Origin of the sequence: Arthrobacter ramosus (genome assembly GCF_039535095.1) — a bacterium.
GTDB lineage: Bacteria > Actinomycetota > Actinomycetes > Actinomycetales > Micrococcaceae > Arthrobacter > Arthrobacter ramosus.
On the sequence record NZ_BAAAWN010000001.1, the window covers coordinates 3698270 to 3721596 of the forward strand.

The 23327-nt window shown below is 62.3% G+C and carries 28 protein-coding genes; 15 read left to right on the plus strand and 13 right to left on the minus strand.

Features of this window, described 5'->3' with window-relative positions:
* Positions 1 to 10: 10 nt before the first annotated feature.
* The 7 genes from ABD742_RS17055 to ABD742_RS17085 form a co-directional block, all read right to left on the minus strand.
* A complete protein-coding gene (locus ABD742_RS17055; RefSeq protein WP_268819143.1) occupies positions 11 to 1261 on the minus strand; it encodes an RNA polymerase sigma factor in 1251 nt (416 codons plus the stop codon).
* Positions 1261 to 1596 (minus strand): YciI family protein, encoded by a 336-nt coding sequence (locus ABD742_RS17060; RefSeq protein ID WP_234751154.1) that lies wholly within the window; start codon positions 1594 to 1596, stop codon positions 1261 to 1263. Before ABD742_RS17060 ends, ABD742_RS17055 begins: the two co-directional genes overlap by 1 nt.
* Before the next feature lie 87 nt (positions 1597 to 1683).
* Positions 1684 to 2097, minus strand: coding sequence for an SgcJ/EcaC family oxidoreductase (locus tag ABD742_RS17065; protein ID WP_234751153.1), 414 nt, complete (start codon positions 2095 to 2097; stop codon positions 1684 to 1686).
* 96 nt (positions 2098 to 2193) lie between these two features.
* A complete protein-coding gene (locus ABD742_RS17070; protein WP_234751152.1) occupies positions 2194 to 2553 on the minus strand; it encodes a VOC family protein in 360 nt (119 codons plus the stop codon).
* A gap of 64 nt (positions 2554 to 2617) precedes the next feature.
* On the minus strand, positions 2618 to 3391 hold the full coding sequence (locus ABD742_RS17075) for an SDR family NAD(P)-dependent oxidoreductase (protein ID WP_234751151.1): 774 nt from the start codon (positions 3389 to 3391) through the stop codon (positions 2618 to 2620).
* A 95-nt stretch (positions 3392 to 3486) separates the two neighbouring features.
* On the minus strand, positions 3487 to 4287 hold the full coding sequence (locus tag ABD742_RS17080; RefSeq protein WP_234751150.1) for a hypothetical protein: 801 nt from the start codon (positions 4285 to 4287) through the stop codon (positions 3487 to 3489).
* A gap of 30 nt (positions 4288 to 4317) precedes the next feature.
* Positions 4318 to 4680, minus strand: coding sequence for a hypothetical protein (locus tag ABD742_RS17085; RefSeq protein WP_234751149.1), 363 nt, complete (start codon positions 4678 to 4680; stop codon positions 4318 to 4320).
* A gap of 194 nt (positions 4681 to 4874) precedes the next feature.
* On the opposite strand from ABD742_RS17085, the gene ABD742_RS17090 reads away from it, so the two are divergent.
* The 3 genes from ABD742_RS17090 to ABD742_RS17100 all read left to right on the plus strand — a co-directional run bounded on the left by ABD742_RS17090 (position 4875) and on the right by ABD742_RS17100 (position 8018).
* On the plus strand, positions 4875 to 6170 hold the full coding sequence (locus ABD742_RS17090) for a flavin-containing monooxygenase (protein WP_234751148.1): 1296 nt from the start codon (positions 4875 to 4877) through the stop codon (positions 6168 to 6170).
* Between the two features lie 845 nt (positions 6171 to 7015).
* Positions 7016 to 7180, plus strand: a complete 165-nt coding sequence (locus tag ABD742_RS17095) for a hypothetical protein (RefSeq protein ID WP_234751146.1) — start codon at positions 7016 to 7018, stop codon at positions 7178 to 7180.
* Positions 7181 to 7463: 283 nt separating this feature from the next.
* Positions 7464 to 8018 carry a hypothetical protein gene (locus ABD742_RS17100; RefSeq protein ID WP_234751145.1) on the plus strand — a complete coding sequence of 185 codons (555 nt, stop codon included), beginning with the start codon at positions 7464 to 7466 and terminating at the stop codon, positions 8016 to 8018.
* A 470-nt stretch (positions 8019 to 8488) separates the two neighbouring features.
* Here ABD742_RS17100 and ABD742_RS17105 read toward each other — a convergent pair whose 3' ends face one another.
* Positions 8489 to 9139 (minus strand): hypothetical protein, encoded by a 651-nt coding sequence (locus ABD742_RS17105; RefSeq protein WP_234751144.1) that lies wholly within the window; start codon positions 9137 to 9139, stop codon positions 8489 to 8491.
* Positions 9140 to 9500: 361 nt separating this feature from the next.
* Between ABD742_RS17105 and ABD742_RS17110 the strand changes: the two genes are divergently transcribed.
* A complete protein-coding gene (locus tag ABD742_RS17110; protein WP_234751143.1) occupies positions 9501 to 9743 on the plus strand; it encodes a class I SAM-dependent methyltransferase in 243 nt (80 codons plus the stop codon).
* 354 nt (positions 9744 to 10097) lie between these two features.
* Here ABD742_RS17110 and ABD742_RS24390 read toward each other — a convergent pair whose 3' ends face one another.
* Positions 10098 to 10508, minus strand: coding sequence for a DUF2510 domain-containing protein (locus ABD742_RS24390; RefSeq protein WP_425547587.1), 411 nt, complete (start codon positions 10506 to 10508; stop codon positions 10098 to 10100).
* Positions 10509 to 10772: 264 nt separating this feature from the next.
* Here ABD742_RS24390 and ABD742_RS17115 point away from each other — a divergent pair, with 264 nt between their 5' ends.
* The 6 genes from ABD742_RS17115 to ABD742_RS17140 all read left to right on the plus strand — a co-directional run bounded on the left by ABD742_RS17115 (position 10773) and on the right by ABD742_RS17140 (position 17973).
* On the plus strand, positions 10773 to 11357 hold the full coding sequence (locus tag ABD742_RS17115; protein WP_234751142.1) for a hypothetical protein: 585 nt from the start codon (positions 10773 to 10775) through the stop codon (positions 11355 to 11357).
* Between the two features lie 566 nt (positions 11358 to 11923).
* The gene (locus ABD742_RS17120; protein ID WP_234751141.1) at positions 11924 to 12493 is read left to right on the plus strand and encodes a hypothetical protein; all 570 of its coding nucleotides are present in this window, start codon (positions 11924 to 11926) and stop codon (positions 12491 to 12493) included.
* Between the two features lie 108 nt (positions 12494 to 12601).
* On the plus strand, positions 12602 to 13504 hold the full coding sequence (locus ABD742_RS17125; RefSeq protein WP_234751140.1) for an abortive infection family protein: 903 nt from the start codon (positions 12602 to 12604) through the stop codon (positions 13502 to 13504).
* A 278-nt stretch (positions 13505 to 13782) separates the two neighbouring features.
* Entirely contained in the window at positions 13783 to 14295 is a 513-nt protein-coding gene (locus ABD742_RS17130; protein WP_234751139.1) for a hypothetical protein, read from the plus strand.
* A 266-nt stretch (positions 14296 to 14561) separates the two neighbouring features.
* A complete protein-coding gene (locus tag ABD742_RS17135; RefSeq protein WP_234751138.1) occupies positions 14562 to 15437 on the plus strand; it encodes a hypothetical protein in 876 nt (291 codons plus the stop codon).
* A 1888-nt stretch (positions 15438 to 17325) separates the two neighbouring features.
* Positions 17326 to 17973, plus strand: a complete 648-nt coding sequence (locus ABD742_RS17140; protein ID WP_234751137.1) for a nuclease-related domain-containing protein — start codon at positions 17326 to 17328, stop codon at positions 17971 to 17973.
* Positions 17974 to 18081: 108 nt separating this feature from the next.
* Here ABD742_RS17140 and ABD742_RS17145 read toward each other — a convergent pair whose 3' ends face one another.
* Positions 18082 to 18537, minus strand: coding sequence for a hypothetical protein (locus ABD742_RS17145; RefSeq protein WP_344788620.1), 456 nt, complete (start codon positions 18535 to 18537; stop codon positions 18082 to 18084).
* 196 nt (positions 18538 to 18733) lie between these two features.
* On the opposite strand from ABD742_RS17145, the gene ABD742_RS17150 reads away from it, so the two are divergent.
* From ABD742_RS17150 to ABD742_RS17155, 3 genes are all read left to right on the plus strand, one after another.
* Positions 18734 to 19087, plus strand: coding sequence for a DUF6984 family protein (locus ABD742_RS17150; protein ID WP_234751135.1), 354 nt, complete (start codon positions 18734 to 18736; stop codon positions 19085 to 19087).
* 118 nt (positions 19088 to 19205) lie between these two features.
* Positions 19206 to 19607, plus strand: coding sequence for a GNAT family N-acetyltransferase (locus tag ABD742_RS24395; protein WP_372460929.1), 402 nt, complete (start codon positions 19206 to 19208; stop codon positions 19605 to 19607).
* Positions 19505 to 20410, plus strand: coding sequence for a hypothetical protein (locus ABD742_RS17155; RefSeq protein WP_234751134.1), 906 nt, complete (start codon positions 19505 to 19507; stop codon positions 20408 to 20410). The genes ABD742_RS24395 and ABD742_RS17155 overlap by 103 nt, the downstream gene beginning before the upstream one ends.
* Positions 20411 to 20579: 169 nt before the next feature.
* Here the strand turns inward: ABD742_RS17155 and ABD742_RS17160 are convergent, their stop codons facing one another.
* A complete protein-coding gene (locus tag ABD742_RS17160) occupies positions 20580 to 20915 on the minus strand; it encodes a DUF309 domain-containing protein (protein ID WP_234751133.1) in 336 nt (111 codons plus the stop codon).
* Between the two features lie 226 nt (positions 20916 to 21141).
* Positions 21142 to 21531, minus strand: a complete 390-nt coding sequence (locus ABD742_RS17165; protein WP_234751132.1) for a VOC family protein — start codon at positions 21529 to 21531, stop codon at positions 21142 to 21144.
* 223 nt (positions 21532 to 21754) lie between these two features.
* Between ABD742_RS17165 and ABD742_RS17170 the strand changes: the two genes are divergently transcribed.
* Positions 21755 to 22174 (plus strand): hypothetical protein, encoded by a 420-nt coding sequence (locus ABD742_RS17170; RefSeq protein WP_234751131.1) that lies wholly within the window; start codon positions 21755 to 21757, stop codon positions 22172 to 22174.
* A gap of 445 nt (positions 22175 to 22619) precedes the next feature.
* The gene (locus ABD742_RS17175; RefSeq protein WP_234751130.1) at positions 22620 to 22874 is read left to right on the plus strand and encodes a three-helix bundle dimerization domain-containing protein; all 255 of its coding nucleotides are present in this window, start codon (positions 22620 to 22622) and stop codon (positions 22872 to 22874) included.
* 43 nt (positions 22875 to 22917) lie between these two features.
* Here ABD742_RS17175 and ABD742_RS17180 read toward each other — a convergent pair whose 3' ends face one another.
* Positions 22918 to 23229 (minus strand): thioredoxin family protein, encoded by a 312-nt coding sequence (locus ABD742_RS17180; protein ID WP_234751129.1) that lies wholly within the window; start codon positions 23227 to 23229, stop codon positions 22918 to 22920.
* Between the last annotated feature and the right edge of the window lie 98 nt (positions 23230 to 23327).

Sequence of the window (23327 nt, forward strand, 5' to 3'; positions counted from 1 at the left end):
CGCGCAGGAGTTATTCCATCAGTTCACACAGACGAGACCGGAGGTAGCTTCGTTCGGTGTCGTTATCAGAGAGTATTAGAGCCTCTTCAAAGGCGACCCGGGCCTCGTCGAAACGGCCCAGCCGGGTCAGGAAGTCGGCGCGTGCAGCGGGAAGATACGGGTATCGGGCGAGTCGCGGTTCGGCTCCGAGCGCATCCAGCTCGGCCAAACCTTCCGCGTAGCCGACCGCGAAGCCGAGAGCGATGGCCCGATTAAGTTTGACGACCGGAGTGGACCACGTCTCCATGAGCAGGTCGTAGAGACCCAGGATCTCCTGCCAGTCAGTGTCGGACCACGACTTGCTCTCGTCATGGACGGCCGCGATCGCTGCCATGAGGGCGAAGCGGCCCGGTGGCCCTAGCTTCAAAACCTCGCCCAGGAGCGCTACCCCTTCATCAATGGCCGGTCGGTCCCATTTTGATCGGTCCTGGTTCTCCATCAGCACGAGTTCACGGTGCTCATCGAGCCGCGCGCCCCTCCGGGCGTCGGTCAGTAGCACGAGGGCGAGAAGCCCGGTAACGTCGCGGTCGCCGGGCAGCAGGACGTGCAGCATTCTCGCCAGCTCATGGCCGCGTTCGGCGAGATCTCTGCGCATCAGGTCCCCTCCTGATGGGGCGGTGTGCCCGGTCGTGTACACCAGGTAAACAACGGACAGCACGCCGTCGACACGCTCGCGCAGCTCGGGCGCCGCCGGCACGCGGTACGGTATGTGCGCGGCCCCGATCTTCTTTTTCGCGCGAGTGATCCGCGCAGCCATCGTCGCCTCCGGAAGCAGAAACGCCCGCGCGACATCGGCCGTGGACAGCCCGCACAAAAGGCGTAGCGTCAGGGCGACCTGAGCGTCAGGCGCGAGGGCGGGGTGGCAGCACGTGAATATCAACCGCAGCCGGTCATCGGTGATGTCTTCCGTCTCGCGGCCCGGGTCGTCGAGCGACTGGACCTCCGGGTCGAGAAGTTTGGGGAGCGCCCGCTGTGCGGTCGCGGCGCGTCGGTGCATGTCCACTGCTCGTCGCCGCGCGGTCACGGTGAGCCACGCTCCAGGGTTCTCCGGGATGCCACGCGTACCCCACGTCGACAATGCGCTGGCGTACGCATCTTGCACGGCTTCTTCCGCTGTGTCGATATCACCGGCAATACGCACGGTGGCCGCCAACACGAACGCCCACTCCCGACGGTGCGCCTCCGCAACCGCAGCAGCGACCTCGGAGCTGGCGGCCGGCATCAGCTTGCCACTCGCACGGGCCGAACCTCGACTCCGACCCCGGCGGGCACCTCCTTGGCAATCTCCAGCGCCTCATCGAGGTCGGCTGCCTCGATCATGAAGTAGCCCCCAAGCGTCTCCTTCGACTCGGCGAAGGGGCCGTCCGTCACCGAGAATCCGCCGGACCCGTCGCGCCGGATGGACGTCGCCGTCTCGGCCGGCTCGAGTGCGGCCCCGCCGAGCAGCGACCGCCCGCGGCGCTGCATGAACGCTTGGTAGTCGGCGCTGACTGTCTCGCCCGCGGCTTCTTTCGTAGCCACTTCATCCTGGAAGATCAGGACCAAATACTTTGACATTTCACAGTCCCTTCGTCTGAACTCTGGCGTGAGTTTTCGCTCCATCAACACCGAACACCTTGCGGATTCGGCTCTTCGACACGATTTTCAGTGGGCCGGCGCGTTGGCATACGAGGCGACAAGCCAGCGCCCATCCTCTCGAACCAATACCCACGTGGCAATGACTTCGCGGTCGACCGGGAATTGGGCCTCTCCCGCCATGAGAATGCCGGCCTTGCTGACTACGATCGCTGTGTGGTCTCCGATAAAGCGGATGCTCAGAGGTTCATCGACCGCCCGGGAACCTTTGAGCGGACCCTGGAAGCCAGCAGCCATGGAACTGCGGATTTCCCCCTTGTCGCGGTGATACGCTCGCGGCATAACCACCGTGGCGTCGTCCCGATACGATGCCACGAAAGCATCCGCATCATTGTCTGCCCATGCAGCGTAGATCTCGCCGAAGAGGCTGCGGATCTCGTCGGTCGCCTCGGACTGAGCGTCTGTGGGCTCGTTCTTCGACATTGGTCTGTTCCTTTCGTCGCACTCCGGTAGACCCTTCCATTCGGGCCCTTACTCATACGACGCGCACCAGAAGCAAAGATCGACAACTGTGACCAATTAGTCCAGGCAGAGACACAAAGGATGACCGGCGGGATCAAGGAACACCCGGAACGTCGTTCCCGGCTGGTTTTCGTGCTTGGTCGCGCCGAGCTCGAGCACAGCTGCCTCAGCCGTGTCGAGGTCATCGACCACGACGTCGAGGTGCATCTGCTGCGGAACGTCCTGGCCGGGCCATTGTGGCGCCCTGTAGGACTCGACTTTCTGGAAGGCCAGCGAATCACCGTACTCGGCGCGGACGGACCACCAGTCGTCGTCGTTCCGCTCGATTTTCCACTCAAGAAGGGCGCTGTAAAACTCAGCCAGGGTCTTGGGGTCAGGGCAGTCGAGTACGACGACGGGGAAGCGTGCGATAGCCATGGCCAACACTCTAGGACCGTTTCAGGAGGATCGCATCACATTCGACCGCCGGAATTAGCGGGAACTATCGGTACCGCGTGGCAAGCTCCGGGCTCTGCGCTCCGAAAGCGGCGAGGTCTGCGTGGAAGACCGCGTCGAGGAGCCCGGCGTCCTCGACCCCCGGGGCGCAGACGGTTTCGCCCAGTTCCAGGCCGCACAAGCTTGCGGTGACGACGTCGGCTGCGCTCATCCGCGGCATCATGGTCAAGTCCATGCCTTGGCGTTCGTGGAATTCGGTGGCCACCACGCCCGGGCACACCACTTGCACCGTGATTCCAGTCCCCTCCAGCTCAGCACTCAAGGTTTGGGAGATCGCGACGAGATAAGCCAGGGTCCCGCCGTAGACGACGCGGCGGGGCATCTGGGAGTGCGGGGCCGGGCCGCCGAAAGCGATCATGCCGGCCACGTTGATGATCGTGCCCTCGCCACGTTCCTGCATGCCCGAGATTGCTGCACGGCTGAGCATGGTGGGGGCGAGGACCTTGACGTTGACGAGTTCCGCGGCTTTGTCGGCGGGAAGCTCGGCGAAGGGCATGTAGTGCGCGACGCCGGCATTGTTCACGAGCAAGGTCACCGGCTCAGTGGCGCAGATCTCGGCGACCGAGCCGATACCCGCAGTCGTGGCGAGGTCGGCGACGACGGTCCGGACCGTGGTCTGAGGGTGCGACGCGGCGAATTGTTCCAACCGTTCCTGTCGTCGGCCCACGACCACCAGATCGTAACCGTCGGCGGCCAGGCGCTCGGCGAATGCCCAGCCGATTCCGGAGCTGGCGCCCGTGATAAGTGCTAGCTTGCTCACTGTCGTTCCTTCCGTTGGCGGCCATGGCGACAGTTCCACGCAACCACGCGGCTGACAGGGCTGTCCACCTCCAGCCCCCGAATCGCGAGCGCTTTTCAGCGCGTAGGCATCGGCGTGGGGGTCGATGCCGGAAGCGCGGCGAGGTTCCTGTAGAGATCCGAGTCGAGCGTGGTGTGCCCGTGGTCGTCGGTGACGTAGACCTCGAACGTGAAGGTGCTGTCGTCGTGGTCGAGCGTGAACTGGATCGTGGGGTTCTTTACGGAAATTGTCCCTTGCGAGACGATTCGACCGTACTTCTGCTCCGGAACACTGAGGTCCGTTCCGTGCAGCGCAGGGTCACGGATGAAGTATCGAACCGTGTACGGGGCTGACGGCAGGGACCGTATGGTCGGGAAGAAGGTGAAATCCCTCGTGCCGGTGGCCGGATACACCATCGCACGCCACTGGAAGGCGGTGACGGCGGGAGTGAGCGCGTCGTCGAGGTCGCGGATGCCGGTGCGGTTCGTTTGGGCGTCAACGCTGCGGTTGTCGAAGCTGCGGTTGTCGAGGCTGCTGCGGCTATGGCCCAGGGCTTTGGCGACAGGTCCGAGTCCGACGCCGAGGCTCAGACCCAGCCCGATCGAGACGACCGGGAGGAGGATCGCCCACATGTGCGCACGGCGCCGCAGGCCCGTGCGCACGGCCTGCCGGTGCATCGAGAGTGTGTAGGGTACGACGCCGGCGGGCATGGTTCTCGAGTAAGGGCTACTCCCCGCGCGGGTCCAGGCCTCAATGTACGCCGCGCGCGGCGGCAGGGGCGCTTCCGCGCCTCCGACCGGATTCCAGTAAGACAGGAACGGTAGCGGCAGGTCCCGGAGCCGGTCGTACGGGTCCTTGGTGGTGAAGGTCGGCACCATGCGGTACTGAACTCCCCCGCGAGCGGGGTACTAGTGTAGGTAGGCATGGAAGTCTTCAAGCTGCATGCGCCCGACCCGGACCTGGACAACGAATGCCCTCGTCACGATCGCCTCGTCCCGCGTGAGCGTGACCCACTCCCCCGCATGCCAGAGCAGGACGGCGCCCGAGATCGCCGAAATTACTGCTCCCGCCAGGATGAGCGCCTCGACCCAAAACGGGATGATCGTGCCGTCGCTCTCGTTGACGAGGATCGAGCCGGCGACCGCTGCCACTGCGATCGCCACGAGGCCCGCGCCGAGGACCGCACCAGCCCAACGCGGCATCCGCAGTGCACGAATCTGGGCTGGAAGATCATCCTCTCGGAACTGATCACCGGAATTCGGAACGAACATCGCTACCCCCAACATCCATCGGGAAAGGCCCCGACGTCGATGCTCCCATAAGCCGCCCCGGCTGAAAGGTCGATTGACGAATCTTGGGCAATTCTTCGACAAAACCTTGCAATGTCGTCTCGGTGCCATGCTTCGAGCTCCCGCACCCGAATCACTGGGCGTAAAGTTCTGCCAAGGGACCGGAAGGATCGCTCATGGAGACTGCCCCGCCCAGAGCCGTACAACAGAACAGAGCCGCACAACAGAACCGCCCCCTCGAAATCGACACGCTCGTCGTCGGTGGAGGCCAAGCGGGACTGGCCACGAGCTACTTCCTCAGCCGGGCCGGCGTCGAGCACTTGGTCCTTGAACGGCGGGCCGCGCTGGGCGGTGCGTGGCAGGATCGCTGGGATGCGTTCGTGCTGAACACCCCGAACTTCTCACTCGACCTGCCGGGCATGCCGTACACGGGGCCGCAGCCGGAGGCGTTCATGGCGCGTGACGACGCCGTGGACTATTTCCGCGACTACGCGCGGAGGATCGGCGCCCCGGTCCGGACCGGCACGGATGTCACGCGGATCTCGACGTCGGATGGCGGCTTCAGCGTCGAAACGTCCGACGGCGGCTGGCTGGCACGCAATGTGGTTCTGGCGACCGGCGCGTATCAAATACCGAAGATCCCGGCGCTGGCCGCAGGACTTCCCGGGAATATCCTGCAGCTTCACACGCACGACTATCGCAATCCGGAGCAATTGCCCGACGGCGCCGTGCTGATTGTCGGGACCGGGCAGTCAGGCGGGCAGATCGCGGAAGACCTGCTCGCGGCCGGACGTGAGGTGCATTTGGCGGTGGCGGCGTGTCCGGAGGCGCCGCGCCGGTATCGCGGGCACGACATTATCTATTGGATCCTGCAAGCCGGAATCCACGGACCCGAGTACGGGGTCAACGCCCTGACGGTCGGGCAGCTGCCCTCCCCCGCGGCACGGTTCGCTTGCAACCCCCTGCTCTCCGGTACCGACGGCGGCCACGACATCCATCTCCGTGAGCTCGGCCGTAAGGGCATCCGGCTGCACGGGCACCTCGAAGCAGCCGCCGACGGCGAACTCAACTTCACGGACGATCTCCCCGAACGCCTGGCAACAGTCGAGGCCGGGTTCGGCCAGCGCATGGGGCGAGCGCTCGACGCCTATATCGCCGCCGCGGGAATCGACGCGCCCGAACAGCAGCCGGCGCCCGCGGACGACTGGCTTCCAGTTTCTTCGCCTGCTCTGCTGAACCTGGCCGCCGAGAACATCACCACGGTACTTTGGGCCACTGGCTACAAGCTCGACCTTGGTTTCGTGGACATTCCTGTTTTGGACGCGTGGAGCTACCCGCGACATGTCCGCGGCGTCACCGAGCAACCGGGGCTGTACGTGGTCGGGCTCCCGTGGTTGACGGGGCACTACTCGTCGATAGTCGGCGGGGTGGGCGTGGACGCGGAATATGTTGCGGGCTGCATCCAGTCATGAGGGATGGTTGCAGTAATCCCCCGTCATCGTGCATTTGATCGTGCGGGTCTTACGTACGTGGCCGTGCTCAGCAATTCCGCGGGCTGGGCCGGCGGGTACCGCGGAACGGTGATCGACCGGCTTACGGGCGGCTCTTGGACGTTCATGGGGGAAGATCGAGAAATGGAGGATCACACGCTTTCCACCCAAAACCAAATCGCCGTAACAACCCGATTCGGAGTAGTGCCGGCACCACCTACTCTCCTTGGGAAAGCCCACAAAACTCGACATTGTCACCGCCGCCGGACATCTTAGGCCCGACGCCAGCGGACGGGCCAACCACCTTCCGCCGGGGCTGGGCGTCATTACACTTGCCCTGGCCCGCGGAACCGTGGAAATCGCCGCTGAACCTTCGGCATTGGCGAGGTTGGAACAGGAAGTGTTCCGTAGCAGCCCGACCGTCTGACCGCTCGGTGCGAACCGAAGATCCAACCGAGTCGTCGGAGGACCGGGGGTCTTGGGAAAACGTCCGCAGAGCGTTCCCCTAAGGGGCGAAGGATCGTCCCGGCCGACCGACTAACAACGCCCGTTAGCCTGTGACTGTTAGTTGACGATGGCGGCTAAAATCGCAGCCTTAAATGGCGGTTCTGCCGTCCCGTTGGCCGAACCTTGAGCGGGGCGGTCGAAGCCATAGTCACCTTGGCCTGTTCCAAGGCTTTGCAAAGGTTTACGCTCTGCACATGGCAGAGGATGACGTGCCCAAGAGGTTGCAGCCAAGGATGACCCGGGGCGTCTTTCGCGCTCAGTTTGTCCTGTGGTCGATCATGGCCGTGCTGCCATTGGCGAGACTAATAGGAAATCTAGTTATGGGGACCGTTTGGGATCTGGGTGATTACCTATCGCTCGCCATGTTGATCCTGGCAGTAGCGTATCTTCCGTACCTTTCGCACGTTCGTCGTCATGACGGCCACTTCTGGGAAGAGGAAGAGGCCCGCAGGGAAGAATGGGACCGCCGGGGAAGGGCACTGTAGCCATCCGGCGGAAACCAGTGAAGGTGCTGGTAGAGCCTGACCCCGGTCCGGTACAGGAACGCTGAGTGGGACAGTTTCGCTGCTGCCAAGGTTGGCGCGCATGAGGATCCTTCACCGAACAATGGCGCGTGGCACAGTGACCGGTGGCCCATCAGGTCGCCTTGGCCAGAACGCATTCGCGACAGGCAAAGGGCCTGCATGGGGGGGCGCTGCACGGCAGCGGCCAGGGCTCTTGCGGCGGCGGGCGGGCGGCGACGATAATCGGGTCTCTCGGAGGTGCATCGTGTCGTCAGTCTCATCCTCGAGGCCAGCGGCCTTTGCTGCCGCGTGCGCTGTCACCCTCGCGGCCTGCGCTAGCCCGCCGAACCCGCCGGCTCCGGGACCCAGCCCGAGCTCGGCGCCGCCGTCCGCATCGATCGTGTATCCGCCGCTGCCATCGGAGAGCGCCACCATCACCGTGCAGCTCAACACCCATGGCCTGATCCCAGCTGTCAGCAGCACGGTCACCGCGGGGGTCTGCGAGCGTGCCGTCGGGCCCGTCGCAGTCGTGGTCATCAACCCCGACATACCAACGCCTCGATGCCAAACGGTGGCGGGGTCCCAGGGCCTTGAAATCGTCAACCGAACGGGCGACTTCGGCTCCACGGGCAAGACCGCAACTATCCGCTGGGAGCCCTACCCGACCGTCTCGCTCGAGCCGGGACAGGCGGCGATGTTCTCCGGCCAATTCGGCGCGTACCTTGCGCCCGGCGACCACCTGGTCTCAATCTCGGTTTACGCCGGAGGCGGGGCGGAGATCTACCTCCGCGACGCGACACAAACGACCGGGCCACGTTAGGCCGTGACCACCGATCGGCGACCGCAGATCAGAGCCCACCTTCCAGGAAGGCCTAATCCACCCGGGACCAGGCCCGTGCCCCACACCTTTCCACGAATGGCGGCCGGAGCCGGCCGGCGGCATGCGTCGCTGCAAGCCTAATCGTGTCCGGGAACGGATCCTTGACCGGACGGCAGGGCACCCGAAGAGCGACCGACCAACGGACCGTTGCCCGGGGCCCGACGGAGCCAGGAGCCAGGAGCCAGGGGCCAGGGGCCAGGGGCCAGCCAAGTATTGTGGGCACATGGACTCAGGCCAAATCCGGGGCGCGCTTGAAGATGCCTTTGATCAGGCCCTCGTCTTTCACGGGTTCACCGATTACATGACAGAGACCACCCCGCCCCTGCCGCCGGCTGTCATAACCCACCGGCCGGGGCGGGGCTTCCACGCAGTGCGAGCACAGGCGGCTCCTCTGCCAAGTTGTCAAGAACCTACTGTTGATGATTCACATAGGCGACGCACTGGCCTTGGTTTTTGAACTGCGGATAGTCCATCCAGCCATCCTTCTTGCATTGGTCCTTGGTGGTGGGCGAGAGTCCTTCGGAGGTCAGGAAGCTCTCAGAGAAGGGATGGGCGTATTGGAGCGTCGCTGATGCGGTACCCTCATCGGTGTTAGTGTGGCCTCCCGATGAAATCGCTGCCGAATAGGTCAGGGAGGGGGCAGCGAAAGTAGCCCGGTGGTGACGCCCGAGTGAGCAGTAAGCCAATCCGCTCGCGCCGGGTGCTAAATCCTTGGTGCCGGTCACCCCCCCTGTCACGCTAGTGATGGTGAACGTGGCGTGGAAGGCAGTCAGTCGGGTGAAGGTGTCAGGGAGAACGGGGGCGCCGGCCGTGACGGAGACATCTTCGACGAATGTCCCCGGGTATGGCCCGCTTGCGGTTCCTTGGAAGTGGTATGTGAAGGTCCCTGTGCCGTCACCGTTCGTGCAGCCCGTAGAGTCGCCGCTTGGGAATGGCGTGTCAGCGACGAATGTTTCCCCGGCGAGGGTTGGCGGAAGGGTGTCGGCTTGTGCCGCAGCGGATCCGGTCAGCAGACCCGCGAGCAGAATACTGGGTCCGAGAATCAGCTGTATCGTTTTCATGGTCTTCTCCTACGTTCCTGGTAGTTGACGGGCTGCCTCGCACTTGCCCGGTTGACAGCGAGGGCTCAGGCGCGGCAATCGGCTCATCCGTCATGTCATGGATACTCGCTGAACTTAGCGGTGCGGACATTTGCGGTCGCGAGTGGTCCGTACTCGTTTTTCCCCTGAGTAGTTAGCCTGGGCCGAGCCCCGCTGGTTCTACTTGTCAGCGCAGGTGCCCGGTATGCGCGCGCTCATCGGGGGTGTTCCCGTTCACGCACTGTCATTGACGGCTTTGCCGGAACCTGCCCACTAGAGTGAGCGCATGTCCATCCTGCCGCGGGAGCAACCAGAACGAGAGCCGCTGCATCAGGCTCGACAGATGGCTGAGTCGTTCGGTCTGGACGCCCGGCGCTACGACCAGGCGAGACCGGGCTACCCGGATGCTCTGGTGGCCCGTATAGTCGTCGGGAGCCCGGGACCTGGGGTGCTCGTCGGCTGCGGCACCGGCATCGTGGCACGGCAGTTCCAAGCGGCCGGTTGCTCCGTGCTCGGCGTAGACTCCGATCCGCGGATGGCCGAGTACGCACACCCGGGGGCTGCAGGTCGAGGTAGCAACTTTTGAGGCTTGGGACTAACTCCCCCGCTGACCCCGGCCCCGCCCTCAAAGGCTGCCCATAGCCACCCGGCCGACAACCCTCACCAGAGACCGATCTTCGATTAGTTCGGGACTTCGACGCCGTACTTAGATGCGAGACCGCGAATGCCTTGGCACGGCCAATCTTGGCCACACATGCACTTTCCATCCCAGAGGCTGGGTCGCGGATCGTGATACTGAAACATGGTTTCGTCGGTGATCGCGTTCATGTCAGGATAGGGCCCCTGGCGTGCAGCCGCGCGGATTCGGCTTCCGAGTTCTGAGAGCCAATGAGAATCAATCAAGATTAGTCCCTCCCGTGTTTCGATCGAGTGCAGCGTCTCAATTTCGCGGCTTCGCTGCGTCCGTGTACCTCTCTCCGTCCCACCAGCGCAAGAGACGTGGATCATGCGGGTCAACATGCCACCCTGCCGGTGGCGCTGCCCCACCACCCCGTGTGCTCTGCTGCCCAGATTCTTGCTGAGCCCCGCTGCCTTGGCTAAAAGCGATGCCGAGCATGATTAGTGCGACTAGTCCTACAGCTGCGGAAATCACCATAAGAATCACGGACGGGGTACGTGCAGCAACGCACGACGAGAATATCCCTTGGATTGCTGTGTGGTTCCACGGGCTCCCGCACAAATAGTTATTCGCGCTCGTGACGGGGATATTCCCAGCGGCTACAAAGACCGCGATGCTGGCAACCACAATTGTGATCAGCCACGATGGACGAACCTTCATGGGAGGAACCATACATCAGGGAAGGCAGAGTGCGGTTCTATCCTGGTCGGTGGCGTTGACACCTAGACGCAACCTAAGGAAAAGGGTGCCCGGTGCAGGATCGGCTTGCGAACATCGACTAAGGGACGGGTTCTGTAGGTCTGAGCAGACCAATGGGATGTTCAGGCTCCTGCTTCTTGAACCTTTGGTTAAGCACACGTTTCGCCGCGTCGTGCCATCATGAGCTCGTGAGTAACCAGGTTGCTTTGCCGGTTCCTCCAACAACCAGGGGCTTCGATGAATGCGAAGGAACATCGATCTAGACGGATCCCACGAATCAGGATCACGGTGCTCGAGCTCTTTTTCCTCCTCTCCGCTGTCGTTTCCGCCGCCGTCACGCCCACCCCTGTCCAGTTCGCGATCTCCGGAGTCATCGTCGCGCTCGTCGCAGTCGCCATGACCATAACGAATCTGAGGAAAGAACCGGCACCACCGGAAGTCTTTCTAGAGGAAGAACACTTCGAAGGCGGCGGAACCATACCCGTGAAAGCTGAAGCGCTATCCAAAATGTGGGGAGGCCAACCGGTAGTCTTTTCGGTCTCTCCGCAGTTTCGGATGCTGGTGCTAAGTCCAACTACGGAAGCGTTGGAATTCAGTCTCGGGTACGGCCTGGGGCGGTTCTTTGGGCCCTGGATCCTCAAGCGGGAAGACGTGGTCGAGATCCAACATGTGCGAGGAGTGCTTGCTCCCTATGAAGGGATCAAAGTCGTACCCACCGCCGGTCGTCCTTGGGGGTTCGTGACTCGCCAGCCCGCCACGGTGCTGGCCTGCTTGGAGGAACTTGGCTACCCAAAGGCCAACAGGGCATTCAGTTTGTGGTGACCCTTCCCTGACCTGCGCCGGCGCTCCTACACACCACTGCTAGTCGAGGGTTGAAAAGACGCTGCGGGCGCCCACTCAGGGATCCCCGAGCGTGCACCGATTAGGTTGGCTACAGCGCCCTTCCCCGGCGGTCCCATTCTTCCCTGCGGGCCTCTTCCTCTTCCCAGAAGCGGCCGTCATGACGACGAACGTGTAGAAGGTACACAAGATACCCAGCAGCCAGGATCAACATGGCGAGCGATAGGTAATCCCCCAGATCCCAGGCGGTCCTCACAACTAGACTCCCTACCAGTCTCGCCAATTGCAGCACGGCCATGATCGACCACAGGACAAACTGAGTGCGAAAGCCGCCTCGGGTCATCCTTGGTTGCAACCTCTTGGGCAGGTCATCCTCTGCCATGTGCCGAGCTTAAACCCTTGCAAAGCTTTGGAACAGGCCAAGACTGCGAATTCGGCCGCCCCGATCAAGGATCGGCTAACGGACGTCTAAGTCGGGAGGGAGATCGATACACCTGGTCAGCCGGGTCGTGAGCCGCGCGAAGATGCCGGGCGGTAGGATCGTCCGCATGGATCCTGATGACTGGTCGCCGGCCGACAATCCATATGCGATCGCCGTTTCGGAGGCGCAGCGGTGGAAGGAATCGGCTCGCCTGGCCATACAGCGTATGCGCACTAATGACGATTCCGGTTTCCGGGGGTTCAGCTCCCAGCAGATCGACGCCAGGCAGCTTGTCTTCGCCCTACGGCAGCTCCTCTCCGCCGAGAAGCTCGAACAGTTCGCACTCAAGGAGCTCGGTATCGAGCAGTCAGTCCAAGACTTACTTACACAGGCCCGGAAGCATTTCGAAAATGCCCTACCAGGGATCAAGGACATGCGCGATGGCCTGATGCACTTCGAGGATTGGTCCCGCGGCATGGGGCACGGACCACAAGCGAAGCGGCGCCAAGCAGGAGACCTGCCACGAGATATTGCCCGCGACTTCTCGCGCTTCGGCTTCGATCCAGACGCAGGCACCGTGACTTCCGGCCCCTACACTTTCAGCATTGATATGGCGGAACGGGCCGTCCATGAATTCGCCTGGGCTATCTATATGGCGGCCCGGGAGGTCGACAAACTGATTCAGGTCGATCACTGACTAGCTCGCCAACCAAAGCAGCGGTCCGGAGGGGCCGTCGTTTTCCCGGCCAACGGGGACTGGGCTATGTCCGGACGGCGATCTTCCAGAGGCTAGTAGGGTCGTTTCATGACCGCAGGGAATATGGGAAGTCGTGAGCTTGTCTCGCGTGCCGTTAGACGCCACTTCGAGGGCTGGGCGACGCAAATCACGTTGCGAGATATAGACGGTCTCTGGACGGATGAAGGCTTTGAACCCGGCCCAGAGGATAAGTTCAGTCTCGACACGAGCGAAAGGCGCTGGAGGTATAGGCAGTACCTTGACGCCGTGAACTGGACCGATATGGGCCAGGTTCGGCGAGCGTTGCGGGTTTTCTGGGCGACGGCTTGCCACATCGTGGAGGACTATGACGGTGAAGGGATCGCGATGCTTGAGCGCCAGGGCTATTCCTTCGACGCCGATGGCAATCCGTCGGGAGGGCCTTTCAATATGGGACTTAGAGAGGAGCTCCTACGGGGGATCGAAGACCCACATGTCCTTCTCGACCACATAGGCCGCATAGAGACCGCCGCGTCAGGGGAGGACCCGGCGCTTGTTATTGGTTCGGCGAAGGAGCTAGTCGAGAGCACGGCGAAGATCGTCTTGAAGGCTCGCGGAGTGGCGTTCGACGCCGCTAAAGATGAGCTCCCAGTGTTGATCAAGAAGAGCCAGATCGCGCTCGGCGTCCATTCGTCCGTCGTGGTGCCCGGCGCCGACGGCGAGCAATCCTCCAGGAAGATCCTGAGTGGCGTCGCACAAGCGGCAAACGGGCTTAGCGAGCTCCGGAACGTCGGCTATGGCACGGGCCACGGTCGAGCGGAGGTGCGTGTCGGTCTTCACGCTCGTCATGCCCATTTGGCGGCAACGTCGGCGCGAGCGTGGTGCGAGTTCATGCTGGCGACGTTGGCTGATGAAGCGGCACCGTGGCGAGGGATGGAGCCGGCGGCCTCTGACAAAATGACGGACGATTTGTTGAACGGCCTCGCAAGATGACAACACCCGCCTTAGCTTGGCCGAAAGTCCGTCCGCAGAGGGTACCGGATAGGGAATCCGTGCTGAAACAGTATTGACTTGTGGATTTGATCGCTTCGTGGCGGCATTCTGTGGTCGAGGGGACGTGCCCGCCTTCAGCCATCGTGCGAACACAGTCTTACCACGGGTTCTCGTTGAGGGATCCCTAAACGTGCATGCTGCGAGTGGTTCGCGCGGCCGCCCGGCCGGACGCCATAGACTGCTGGGACCACGTCAACCCACTTGTTCGGATCGGACCAATGAGCGCGATAGACCTCTCGCAGCCGTTCACCATTCACCTCGGCGTGAACGAGCCACAGTTCGAACGCTTCGAAGATGACGCCCTCATGCGTGGAATGATGATCTTTCGACTTGACCTGACAGGCCTGCCAGATAGGACAGCTCTTGCGGACTACCTCGCTCAGGAGTTCATGTACCCCTTCAGGACAGCCGGACTTGACGCCGCAATTTCACTCATCTCAGATCTTGAATGGTTCGGAAACACCAACGGCCACCTCGTGATTGCCCGCGGACTGGCCACTCCATCTGATGTGGGGGACTCATTCGTTTCAATCCTTCCGAACATCACCGATCGCTGGCGTACCCAGGCAATCCCATTCATTGTCGCCATCGACGGGAAAGGCGACCGCCTCAGGTCGTCGCTGCAGGACGCGAACGACCACATGGAAGAGTCTGCGAGCCTCCCGTGGGCTATTCCGGGATACGACGAAGGCGCCGTGAATGTGGTCATCCACGGGGCAGGACATCCCTGACCCCGGGATTTTGCGGGGATCCTTCGGCCGGCGCCCAATGCCATGTGCAGAGAGGCGGCTCTTCAAGGAGTGCATCCGGTACGGAGACGAAGACACGTCCCCTAAAACCCATGCTCCGACGCCGGCGCTCGTCCCTTGCCGCGGCGCCGTCACCGAAACAATCAGTCCCCCGTCCCGGTGGAGGATCCTTCACCGGGCACTGTGGCCGGCGCGGTTAATGCTGCGGGCTGCATCGGGCCCTGCCTTGATCCTCTACGCTTCTACCAATGGGGACTGAAACCGTGGGCGGCGTGGATGCGGGCATGGCCGGCGAACCTGAGATTTTGCCGCTGACGAAGGACCTGCGCCTTCTTTCCGATGGCCGTCCGTCCGGGAACGGGACGGCCTGGGTTGAATCGGGGCTGCGTCGTCGGTTCTTAAGACGCCTTTGGGTGGCCGGCGCGCTGGTGGCTGCGGCGGTCTTACTTTGGGGAGCGGGTTTCTGGGTCATGACAAGGCCGTTTCATGAGGACTGGCCGCGGACCGGGGCAACTGTGGTCCGCACCCACGAGTTCAACGCAAAGGGGAAGCACTGCGAGGTCTACCTGAGTGTCGCCTCGGCACCCGAGCCGCGCACCGTCATGTTCTCCGGTTACGCACCCTGCAGCCAACTGCCACCTCTCGGGGCAACTGTCACGGTCAGCACGGACCCCTGGGACCCGAGTGCGGTCCGCATCATCGGCTATGACGATCCATTGTGGGGCGACATCGGCATGCCCGCTACTCTGCTAGTCCAGCCCATCCTCTGGGCTTGCGTGTACCTCGTCGTCACAGGTACGCGTTTCCGTCGGGCTCGTAAGGCCGGTGGCAGCCAGCCGTGGCGGGCCGTAACGGCCCGATTCATCTCACGGACCTTCTACCGGGGCGGGGTAAGCGCCCGGTTATGGGCGCTGGACACCGACGGCAAGGAACGCACATTCGTCCTTTCAGGGCCCACCAACACGCTACCCGGATTCACGAATGGTCAACCCGGAACGACGATAACCTTCTGGCTCGCCGGTGATGGCCACGGCAATGTCCTGATCAACCAACCCGGCGCGGGCCGGGCAACCCTTGGCAGGGCATATGCACCCAACGAGTTCGAGTTGCGCGCCATGGCGTGAATGCCAGAGTTCGATTCTTGACGTGCGTCCGCAAGCGCCCAAAAGGATGATTTCTTCCCGTCCAGTGAGGGATCCTTTACCGGACGCTCTCGAGGCTCTGAACAATCAGGGTCAGCCTTGGGCATTTCATCGGGGCGAGGGCGGTGGCTGCTTCGGTGTTTGGTTCTGCGGTGCAATTGCCCCGCAAGCCGGTCCCTCGCCGGTCGTCTGGGGGCGCGATGGGGGCTACGGAGCGACTTCCCGGTTGTCGTCCCCCACTAGAGTCGCGAGTACTGCGTCACCCTGCTCCGTGAGCCAGATGAACATTACTCGGCCCGCATCCTCCAACGTCACAACTCCCACGTCGGTGCCGACGTGGGAAGGAAGCGCATTGAGTAACCAGTCGACAGCCGTCGATGTCGGATGCGCGTCCGGCAACCTTGCCCTGCGCCGCTGATACACGGCCAGCAACTCTGCGGCTGGGACATAATTCAATCAGAGGTTATCTGTCTTCATCGCTGCGACCGCATGCATGCGTCACCTCGGCGATCCCACTCATAGAAGACGATGCCGCCTCAAGCATCCGCAACAGCTCAAGCCGTCCAATCATGCCGCTCACGGTATCAGCCGGACCGGCCGCAAGGCCTCGAATGAAGATCTCGCTTTCGCCGAAAGACCCGATATACGCTCCATAGGCGCGGAAGACCATCCCTCACCGTGCTCATTGCTATAACCGGTGGAGAGGTCCAGAGAGGGACCGGCTAACGGGCGGAGTCTGGAGGCCAGATGAGTACGCGACTGGGGTGTTGGGTGTACCTATCTCCTCATGGCCCGGTCACGGTATATGCAGGCCTCTGCGACCTTGCGCCTTTCACTGCGCTAACCGCTTGAATCGCTGGCTTCTTCTTCTGGGCGCCACTTACGGGTACCGATCCGTATCTTTGAGTGGATCGCATCACTTCGGCTGGGCGGGACAAGGTCTCGCGGCGTACCCCGAGAGACGGTAACGTGCGGACCAGGCAACAATGCCGTGTAGCCTCCGAAGCCCATTGAGAGGGAATCAGCGTGAAGAGTTCTAGTGACAGCGAGTGGGCTTTTCGAGTGGGTTCCACTGCGGTGGCAAGCCTAAGCAGAGCAAACCTCTTTCTGAAACTAGCTCCAACGGGCGTTGCCCTCGCCCTCCTCGGCATTTTCGTCACCAAGCAAATGGGGCCGGGCGGTTTGCCAATCCTCTGGACCAGCTTCCTGGTGGGAGTCATTTTAGGGCTCGTGGTCTCACCCATCGGGTACTACTACTGGGAGCTCCGAGGCGCCCGCGAAGCGGCCGAACACATCAACCTGTCCGATTACTCCCGTCGGAAGCGGGTAGCGAAGCCGGCACTTCGGTCCACACGCGACTTCGACAACTTCATGCTGGAAGAAGGAATCCCCCCGCGTCCCGGTTACACCCCGGACCCAGCCCCCCGTGCATACGCTTTAGCCGAGAAGATGCGACAAAAACGTGAACGAGCACTTCAAAAGAGACAATCCAGATGACCGCATGGCCGTTGCACACGTCGTCCCCTAGGGGATGGCGAGTTCAATCGGTCGTTGGATGCGGCTACGCGCGGCACACCCAGAAAAAGTTTCCTGCCGTGAGTGAGGATTGAGCCATGGTAAAGCGCATCCGCGGCCTAACCGCCGCCGTGATCTACAAGCAGACTGGGTCCGTGCCTGTGATCCAAAGTGCATCCTCATGAAGCAGATGAGGCTCCGGTACACCGGATCGTGTCGGCTGTGCGGCGCCTCTCTTCCGGCAGGGACAGAAGCGATCTACGAGAGCGAGACGAAGACCATCCGCTGCTTGGGATGTGCCACCGAGACTACGGAAACCACGTCCCCCGACCTGGAACCACCCTGTGATGAATCGTTGTCCACTGAGCCCGGAGTAGCCGGTTCGTCCGCCCGACGCGAATATGAGCGCCGCAAGGCGAAGGACGAAGAAGAGCTCCGCGCCAAGTGGGGTCGCTTCGGTGGCCTCGCAGTCGCTCTCTCTGACGAGCGGCAGCACACAAAGTCTTGGGATCGAGGGGCGATCGGTGAAGAACGCCTCGGCGCTCGGCTGAATGCCCTGGCCGCCGATGGCCTGGCTGTCCTCCATGATCGACGTATCCCCGGCTCGAAGGCCAACATCGACCATATCGCTATCACTCCTGCTGGAATCTGGGTGATTGATGCCAAGCGGTACAAGGGACGGCCTGAGTTGAAGATCGAGGGTGGCATCCTTCGCCCCCGGGTCGAGAAGCTCCTCGTAGGCCGGCGTGACTGCACGAAACTGGTCGATGGGGTGCTCAAACAGGTCGACGTCGTGCGGGACCTCGTTGGGGATGTTCCGGTCACCGGGGCATTGTGCTTCATCGAAGCAGATTGGCCCCTGATCGGGGGCGCGTTCTCGACTCAAGGCGTTCATGTGCTCTGGCCGAAACGGTTAGCCAAAGTGCTTTTAGAGCAGACAGCCGGCGAGGTTGATGTGGCGAGGACGCGGGAGTCGGTAGCCTCGCGGTTCAAGCCGGCGTGACGTCAGGTGACTAAGTTCGAAGCTGTTCGGAAGCACGTTAAGGGATCCCTTACCGGACGCCGAGGTCTGCTCTGGGCGCCAGGCTTCATAAGGGGAGCCGTCTCCCATTCAACTTAGTGAAAACTGGTCCGTTGCAACGGTGTAGCGAAGGACCGGCGCGCCACCCGCACCTTCCTCTCGAATCACGACATCTCGACGAAGCGTGGTGCCGAGCTTTCTCATCAAGTGGGCTAAGCCGTCCACTGTGGTCTGGTTGACGAGTTCCCGGAGGTCGACGTCGAAAAACACGGCGTCCGGGACGGGGAAGAAGTTGACGCGCACTCCGTCGACGGGCCAAACAGCAAAACTCTCAAGTTCAGCGAGACCGCGTCTATTGTGCGGCAGCGGTGAATGGCCATCACTAGTTGTAAGTTTCCAGCCGCTGCGGTGCAGCATCGCAAACACAGCATCCCAATCGTGTTCTGTACTACCGAGTACCTCGCCATCAGGGAGCACGCCGGGGTCCTCCCCGAAAGCCCTACGGAAGTGCGCCCAATCAAAATCCGACGTCATGGGCACAATCATGGCGCAAATCGTTCAAAAGTCGTTAGCTCGCTCTGTTGAGAGGCTTGGTAGCCGTGCTTGAATGGCGACCCTCTAACGGACACGTTGTGCGGAGAGCTTCGGACACCTGTTCAGCCGACTTCGAAAACTGACAACCCGACCGGCTCCCAGGGGTAATGACAGGGGTATCCAAAGCTCCGAGCCTTAGGATCATCGAATGAAGGAGCGACCGCTTGAAGACGGAGAGGTGTTAATACTGTCGGTGCTTTTGAACCGGGCAACCGAATGGAATCGTGGGTCCGTTGATCTGAGGGCACTGAAAGTATCTGACATGGACGACGGCGGAATGGGTAGCCTTCGTTTCGCTTCGGGCAAGAGGCATCCTCGCTACGGTCGAACCATCGCTGAAGGATGGTTCAAAGACACTGACGGTATGCCGGTCGCGCTGGCGTTGTACGTCGACCGGGAAGAAGATCTTTTTGAACTCGATAGTTGGAAGGTCGATTTTTCGTCGCGATTAAGGTTGCCCCAAGATGAATCCGAAGTGGAATGCCCACCCGGCGGCAACTAGCCACGGGCAACAAGCCTCCGAGAACCGACGAGACCCACCATCTTGGGCCAGTTGATCCAACCTCGTCTTGAAGAAGATGGGCCCGTAAGCCGATGCCCTAACGGACGGGCCGTGCCACATGGTGACCAAGCGAGCACGACGGCAAGGCGTGGGACAGTCCTTGATGAACGAAGTCGAGTCGTGGGCGCAGGCGCAAGGCTCGTCTTATGTGGCCCTAGCTAGCCTGCGGGCCGACGCCTTCTATCTTGCCCTTACATATGAGGACGGAGTTATACCCGACTTCGAACGCCGGTGGGGGTCCGACGAGCCGGCGCTCTGCGCTGGACGGGCCGACTGTGAAAGTCGTCGGGATCTGAGCTCTGGTTCTGTATCCGCTGAGGTCGGTGATGGTTGCGTGGTCGTGTTTATGCTGTCTTTATGGGTAGCTGGGGTACTGCGATTTTTTCCGATGACGTGGCCGCTGATGTGCGTGCGGACTGGCGGGAAGGGATCCTCGACAGAGTCCCTTCCGAGGAACTGACGGCAAAGCTCATCAATTCTTATGCGGCGCAGGCGGACGACCCGGACGACGGTGTCGTGTTTTGGCTTGCCCTGGCCGCGGCCCAGCATGAGACCGGTCGACTCCGTCCCGACGTGCGGGACACGGCACTGGACGTCCTTGACCGCGGAGGCGACGCTGCCCGCTGGGAAGAGGAGGACCCTGGCCTGGCGAAACAGCGGCAGCAAGTGCTGGAGAGGCTACGGATGAAGCTGGCCGGACCGCAGCCGGCACCGAAGCGTTTGAAGCGTCCGGTGCCGCACGGTGTGGCGTTTGACGTCGGTGATGCTGTGCTGCTGCGGTCTCCGGGCGGTAAGCGCGCGATCGTGGTGGTGGTAGGGCATAAACCCGGCTGGCCAAAAGGCACCGAAAACCCGGTAGTGGAACTGCTGCTATGGGAGGACGCAGGGGAGCTGCCGACGCGAGAGTTCATGGCCACCGCGCCGCCCCTGTTTACCGACAGTGAAGTTCCCAATCCTTTCAGGCAGGGACCGGCCAGGATACGGCCGGAACTGTTTAGTGTCCTCACAGCGCAGAAAGCCTCAGCGTTCAGCGCGGACACCGGCGAGGTGATCGCCAAGGGCATTCCCCGGCCTCCGGCGGGGGAATACCGCGACGGGTCCGTGATGAGTGGCGACGTCATCGTGTCCGGGGTTCAATGGAGCTGGTTCGGCGTATTCATGGACCAACCCCGTTACGAGGCGATGCGTGAACTGACGCGTGCCCACACGGGCCCGCGGAGGAAACGGTGGACGGACCTCTTCAAAAAAGGTGGCGTCTCATAACCAGGGAGGCCGTGCAGCATTCCGCAACGAGAATGGCCCACCGGGCCCCGCCTGCAAAGAGCCCGCTCAACGTTCCCCTTATGAGACAAGTTAATAGTCAAGCAAACTCTCAGCAGTCTCCCGGATATAGTGCCTCCGGGCGCCTGCAGCGAGGATGCTGGTCGCGAGCTCAGCCGCCGGTGCCCATCCGATCACGCGCGCAACTCACAACGGCGGACAAATCGAGCCCGTAGGTCGGCCCTTCGCCTGAACGGTACTCCTCAAGTCGGGCCGCACCGCGCTCGATGAGCCGGAGCGCGCCAACGCTGTTCCCCCGGGCGGCGTGGGTGAGCCCGACGCAGATCTGGGCGAGACCTTGCCAAAGGTTGCGTTCGTGGGCTGGCCCGGCTTTCCATCGGGCCTCAAGTACCTCATGCGCGGCGAAGGGCCGGCCCGCTTCCACCAGGCTCCGGGCCGAGACCAACGTCTCCGCCGGCGGCAGCGGCTCCTCGGAGACCGGCTCCACGCCAGCGCTTCCGTATGGCAGCGGCCGTCCAAGAGCGTCTCGTGGCCGGGCCTGCCGCGGGCGTCTTGAAGCATCCCGATCCCTGTCGCCGGTCATTGCAGTTTCCGCTCTGAGCGTCCGTGGACCTTACCAACCTTCATCCGCCCAATGCTACGGCTTGGGCCTTCGAACATCCGTTCCACTGCAAAGGATGCCGTCGGGAGGGCGGCCGCGAGAGAAGAAATGATCACCGGTGGTCGCGCCGCAGGGGGTGGTCCTCCGGAACCTCAACGAGCACTATGCGCACTCCGTCGGGGTCCTCGATCCACATCTCAACCAGCCCCCACGGCTCCTGCTGCGGCTTGCGGATCACCGGTACCCCGGCCGCCAGGAGTCGATCGTGCTCGAGCTGCACGTCGCGAACCTGCATCCAGATCGCCAAGGCGCTCCCCTGCGGATCAGTCGACGACCGTCCACTGACCTCGAGAAAACCGTTTCCCAGGAAGAACACGAGGCCCGGCACTTCACGACTCCCGAACTCTCGGTAGATCGCCAAGCCCAACGTGTCCCGATAAAACCGGTGGCTCCGCTCAAGTTCGGACGGATGAAGCAGGATCCGGCTCCCAATGACTTCCATGTTCTCCATCCTGCCCTCGAGCCATGGACTTCGCTCGGGGCCGCATGCTTTGAATTCTTGGTGTGCGTTGAGGGATCCCTCAACGTGCATGCTGCACGCGGGCTCGTGTAAGCCAAGTGGAACGCAATGAGCCATCACTTAGAGTTTGTGAGACTCGGCAGCGTGCGTCGGAGACTTTGGGAATTGCTGTCCGGAATCCGGGCTTCCGGGTTAGGCTCGCGGAATGAAGTTCCGGGGGTTACTTCTGATCGTGCTTGGGGTGCAGGCCGTTGTCCTGGCCCTGGCTGTGTTTAGCCGTGGGGGTGTCAGCACTATCTGCCCCGCGGTCGGGCACGCCTACACAGGCGATGTGGAGTTGGTGTTTGCACACGAGCCAACGTCGGTTGCGGCATGCTTCGGGGAGGGCTGTACTCCGGCCCCGGCAACCGGGAACCCGGACGGCGGGTGGCTGGTGCCGCAGTCCGCGCCGTACCTGATGCCGCCCGTCAGTGTCACCTCTGTCATTGTGGACGCGGTCGACTCTTCAGGTGTCCGTGCTGCGCGCGTGCTGCCGCTAGAAACAGAGCCGACCGGGGAGCACCCTGACGGCCCCGAATGCGGCGGGCCGGTGCGGTTCAAGCCAGTACAGGTGCCGTCAGGGTAAAAACAAATCGCCCCCGCCGCCCGACCTCACGGCTTCCGGACCTGCGACGTGTTCTTTAGGCCGACCGTTTTGCGTGCGGGCACCGCTTGTTGTCCTGCTCTCTCCCGTTGGAATTTCGTCCGATGGCGTCCGATGGAATCCCCACAGATCTTCACGTTGTTTGGAATCCGAGGGTAGGCGACAATCCGCCCATTTTCCGGACAGCTCGGCGTCCAACGCCCGGCCGGGATCGACAATGACGTTCCGGCGGGCCGGTGACGGCTGGGGAAACGTCCTGATCAACCGGCCCGGATCGGCTAACGGTCACCAAGTGACATTTAGCGCTGCGAAAAGTCCGCCACTTATCGCTGCAAATCACAAGCACACCCGTTGCAACTCACCGGGCAGGCCCGCACTGACCTGTGGTCATGTTGACGTCCCCACAGCAGCATTGGACACTGAGCCTATGACGAGGGACGACGAAGCACGGGCCCTTGCGGCTGTCATCAACCACTTGACCGAGCGGTTCCCTGACATACCACGTTCGGTCATCGAAAATGCGGTTGCCGAAGAACACTCGAGCTTGAGCAGTGGGCGGATCCGGGATTATGTTCCAGTCCTGGTTGAACACGCCGCCAAGAAACGCCTCACGAAGGTGGCCACCGACATCCGGCTCTCCGGCGGCTTCTCTTCCGAATTGGCCGGAAGGCAGCCCCACTAGGAGACGAGCGCGCGCGGGCTGCACGGGCGTTCGTGCTTGCCGCTCAGAGCCCGCGGTTCGTGAGGGCTTCCTTGATTTGATCAATGGTCGGCACCCCCGCCAATCCGCGCGGGGTCCGGCAGATCCGGCATGTAAGGTCGTTGGCTGCTGCTCCACCGGGGAAGATGTCGGTTCCGTCGACAGTGATCGTTGGTGATCCTGCGAAGGCGGTCCCGATCATGTCCTCCGACGATTCCATCAGCCACATGTGGATTGCGGCGCCTCCGTGACCCAAGGCGGTCAGAGCCGCACCCAGGCGCCGGTCTGCTTCATCCGTGTTGGGGCAATCACTGATATGAAGCAATTCGATCTTCATAGAAACATTCTCCAGCTGTTAGGCGCCTGTGGGATCTCCGGCCAGCCTGAGGACTAACGACCGGTCCGTTCCTGGCACAGGAGGCAGTTCCTCTGAAG

Excerpts from the sequence above, each read along its gene's own strand:
- ABD742_RS17055 (WP_268819143.1), bottom strand. The coding sequence starts at position 1,261 with ATGCCGGCCGCCAGCTCCGAGGTCGCTGCTGCGGTTGCGGAGGCGCAC.
- ABD742_RS17060 (WP_234751154.1), bottom strand. The coding sequence starts at position 1,596 with ATGTCAAAGTATTTGGTCCTGATCTTCCAGGATGAAGTGGCTACGAAA.
- ABD742_RS17065 (WP_234751153.1), bottom strand. The coding sequence starts at position 2,097 with ATGTCGAAGAACGAGCCCACAGACGCTCAGTCCGAGGCGACCGACGAG.
- ABD742_RS17070 (WP_234751152.1), bottom strand. The coding sequence starts at position 2,553 with ATGGCTATCGCACGCTTCCCCGTCGTCGTACTCGACTGCCCTGACCCC.
- ABD742_RS17080 (WP_234751150.1), bottom strand. The coding sequence starts at position 4,287 with ATGGTGCCGACCTTCACCACCAAGGACCCGTACGACCGGCTCCGGGAC.
- ABD742_RS17085 (WP_234751149.1), bottom strand. The coding sequence starts at position 4,680 with ATGTTCGTTCCGAATTCCGGTGATCAGTTCCGAGAGGATGATCTTCCA.
- ABD742_RS17090 (WP_234751148.1), top strand. The coding sequence starts at position 4,875 with ATGGAGACTGCCCCGCCCAGAGCCGTACAACAGAACAGAGCCGCACAA.
- ABD742_RS17095 (WP_234751146.1), top strand. The coding sequence starts at position 7,016 with ATGGGGACCGTTTGGGATCTGGGTGATTACCTATCGCTCGCCATGTTG.
- ABD742_RS17105 (WP_234751144.1), bottom strand. The coding sequence starts at position 9,139 with ATGAAAACGATACAGCTGATTCTCGGACCCAGTATTCTGCTCGCGGGT.
- ABD742_RS17110 (WP_234751143.1), top strand. The coding sequence starts at position 9,501 with ATGGCTGAGTCGTTCGGTCTGGACGCCCGGCGCTACGACCAGGCGAGA.
- ABD742_RS24390 (WP_425547587.1), bottom strand. The coding sequence starts at position 10,508 with ATGGTTCCTCCCATGAAGGTTCGTCCATCGTGGCTGATCACAATTGTG.
- ABD742_RS17115 (WP_234751142.1), top strand. The coding sequence starts at position 10,773 with ATGAATGCGAAGGAACATCGATCTAGACGGATCCCACGAATCAGGATC.
- ABD742_RS17120 (WP_234751141.1), top strand. The coding sequence starts at position 11,924 with ATGGATCCTGATGACTGGTCGCCGGCCGACAATCCATATGCGATCGCC.
- ABD742_RS17125 (WP_234751140.1), top strand. The coding sequence starts at position 12,602 with ATGACCGCAGGGAATATGGGAAGTCGTGAGCTTGTCTCGCGTGCCGTT.
- ABD742_RS17130 (WP_234751139.1), top strand. The coding sequence starts at position 13,783 with ATGAGCGCGATAGACCTCTCGCAGCCGTTCACCATTCACCTCGGCGTG.
- ABD742_RS17135 (WP_234751138.1), top strand. The coding sequence starts at position 14,562 with ATGGGGACTGAAACCGTGGGCGGCGTGGATGCGGGCATGGCCGGCGAA.
- ABD742_RS17145 (WP_344788620.1), bottom strand. The coding sequence starts at position 18,537 with ATGATTGTGCCCATGACGTCGGATTTTGATTGGGCGCACTTCCGTAGG.
- ABD742_RS17150 (WP_234751135.1), top strand. The coding sequence starts at position 18,734 with ATGAAGGAGCGACCGCTTGAAGACGGAGAGGTGTTAATACTGTCGGTG.
- ABD742_RS24395 (WP_372460929.1), top strand. The coding sequence starts at position 19,206 with ATGGTGACCAAGCGAGCACGACGGCAAGGCGTGGGACAGTCCTTGATG.
- ABD742_RS17155 (WP_234751134.1), top strand. The coding sequence starts at position 19,505 with ATGGGTAGCTGGGGTACTGCGATTTTTTCCGATGACGTGGCCGCTGAT.
- ABD742_RS17165 (WP_234751132.1), bottom strand. The coding sequence starts at position 21,531 with ATGGAAGTCATTGGGAGCCGGATCCTGCTTCATCCGTCCGAACTTGAG.
- ABD742_RS17170 (WP_234751131.1), top strand. The coding sequence starts at position 21,755 with ATGAAGTTCCGGGGGTTACTTCTGATCGTGCTTGGGGTGCAGGCCGTT.
- ABD742_RS17175 (WP_234751130.1), top strand. The coding sequence starts at position 22,620 with ATGACGAGGGACGACGAAGCACGGGCCCTTGCGGCTGTCATCAACCAC.
- ABD742_RS17180 (WP_234751129.1), bottom strand. The coding sequence starts at position 23,229 with ATGAAGATCGAATTGCTTCATATCAGTGATTGCCCCAACACGGATGAA.